This window comes from Longimicrobium sp. (genome assembly GCA_036387335.1).
Classification (GTDB): Bacteria; Gemmatimonadota; Gemmatimonadetes; order Longimicrobiales; family Longimicrobiaceae; genus Longimicrobium.
In genome coordinates this window covers 1-1,831 of the sequence record DASVTZ010000260.1, presented here as the reverse complement: position 1 = coordinate 1,831, position 1,831 = coordinate 1, and the positions used below count along the sequence as shown (strand labels likewise).

General features: G+C 71.3%; 2 protein-coding genes. One reads left to right on the top strand and one right to left on the bottom strand.

The window, feature by feature from the left end; translation table 11 throughout:
• Positions 1-97: 97 nt before the first annotated feature.
• Complete coding sequence (locus VF647_25990; GenBank protein ID HEX8455558.1) at positions 98-625, top strand: hypothetical protein; 528 nt, start codon at positions 98-100, stop codon at positions 623-625.
• Positions 626-709: 84 nt separating this feature from the next.
• Here the strand turns inward: VF647_25990 and VF647_25985 are convergent, their stop codons facing one another.
• Positions 710-1,519 carry a PPK2 family polyphosphate kinase gene (locus VF647_25985; protein HEX8455557.1) on the bottom strand — a complete coding sequence of 270 codons (810 nt, stop codon included), beginning with the start codon at positions 1,517-1,519 and terminating at the stop codon, positions 710-712.
• Positions 1,520-1,831: the final 312 nt, after the last annotated feature.

Below are 1,831 nucleotides of genomic sequence, written 5' to 3'. Positions count from 1 at the left end.
GCCTCGGTAGACCGCCTCGCGAAAGTCCGTGTCGGCGCTCGCCCACACGCGCTCCTCGGAGGACTCGCGGTAGTCCTGGACGCGCACGACGGTGTAGGTGACGCGCACGCGCATGGCGCGGCGGCCCTCGCGCACGGTGCGCGGCGCCGCGCGGCGGCACGGCTACGCCCGCCAGGCCCCCACCCTGCGCGACGCGGTGGAGCTGGGGCGCGCGGTGGGCGCGGAGCTGGTGGTGAGGGCGGCCATCGACAGCGTCGTCGTCACGGAGAGCGGCCTGCGCGAGACGCGGCGCCCCGCCCGCACCTCCGCCGGCGCAGACACCGCCTACACCGTGCGCGAGGGCCGCCGCGCTATGCGGGTACGCGTCACCTACACCGTCGTGCGCGTCCACGACTACCGCGAATCTTCCGAGGAGCGCGTGTGGGCGAGCGCCGACACGGACTTCCGCGAGGCGGTCTACCGCGGCAACCCGCGCGAGCTAACCCTCGCCAGCCGCGAGCGCGACCTCTTCGACGAGCGCCGCGCGGGCCGCGCCGGGCAGGCGCTGATCGACGAGCTGACTCGCGACCTGGGGCCGCGCATGGAGCGCGAGGTGTTCGAGCGGCTTCTGCGCGACGTGCGGTAAGGGGCCCCACCCCCAGCGTCGCTCCGCGACGCATCCCCCTCCCCCGATACTGCCCGGGGGAGGGGGTGTTCGTTTGGGGTGTGGTCAGACGATGCGGTCGGCCATCGCCAGCACGGCCGGGTCGGCTTCGGGGATCTGCGGGGCCATCTTCTCCAGCGCGTCCACCACCACCTGCGCGACGAGGTAGTCGCGGACCGGCTTCTCGTCGGCCGGAACGATGTACCAGGGGGCGTATGGGGTGCTGCAACGGGTGAGCGCGTCCTGGTAAGCTTCGGTGTACTCGTCCCAGAGCTTGCGGTCCTCCAGGTCGCTGGGGGCGAACTTCCAGCGCTTCTCAGGACGGTTGAGGCGCTTCAGGAGGCGGCTCTTCTGCTCGTCTCTGGAGATGTGCAGAAAGAACTTGAGGATGGTGGTGCCGTTCTCCGTCAGCATCCTCTCGAAGTCGTTGATCTGGTCGTAGCGCTTCTCCCATCGCTCGCGCGGCGCCAGCTTGCGGACGCGCACCACCAGGACGTCCTCGTAGTGCGAGCGGTTGAAGACGCCCACCTGCCCGTACTCCGGCGTCGCGCGGTGGACGCGCCACAGGTAGTCGTGGCGAAGCTCCTCGCCGGCGGGCGCGGCGAAGCTGGCGAGGTGCATCCCCTGCGGGTTCACCGCGCCGAACACCTTGCGGATGGTTCCGTCCTTGCCGCCCCCGTCGCGCGCCTGCAGCACCACCAGCAGCGACCGCTTCCCCTCCGCCTGGAGGGCCGCCGCGAGCTTCTCCAGCCGCTCCAGCAGCTCCTCCGTCTCGCGTTCTACGTGCTTTCCACCGGGCACTTCGGACGGCGGCGCGGCGTCGTCGTCCGAGAGACGCGGGCGCTGCGAGGGATCGATCGGCTTGAGCAGTGTCATCGGGGCGCCCGGCGTTTGCGGTTTGCGTGCGTGAGGGACCGGTGATGCGTCCCTTCAAGGCGCGGGCCGTGGCGGTGCGGTGCGTGATTTCGAGGAAGGCAAAGGGTGGGCAGACACGCAGGTCTGCCCCTACCGGCGCCGGTGCGCGGGGCGAAGATCGGGGAACGCAGAGGACGGGCGCGATGAATCGCGCCCCTACCGGATATATGCGGCAGTTCTCCCCCTCACCCGTCCTGCGCCCCCGCAGGCGGGGGAGGGGGCTTTGTTACCGCCTCCGCACCCGCAGCACCGCCTCGTACCTCGGCACCGGCT

Coding starts and splice junctions, on each gene's coding strand:
- VF647_25985 (HEX8455557.1), bottom strand. CDS start 1,519: ATGACACTGCTCAAGCCGATCGATCCCTCGCAGCGCCCGCGTCTCTCG.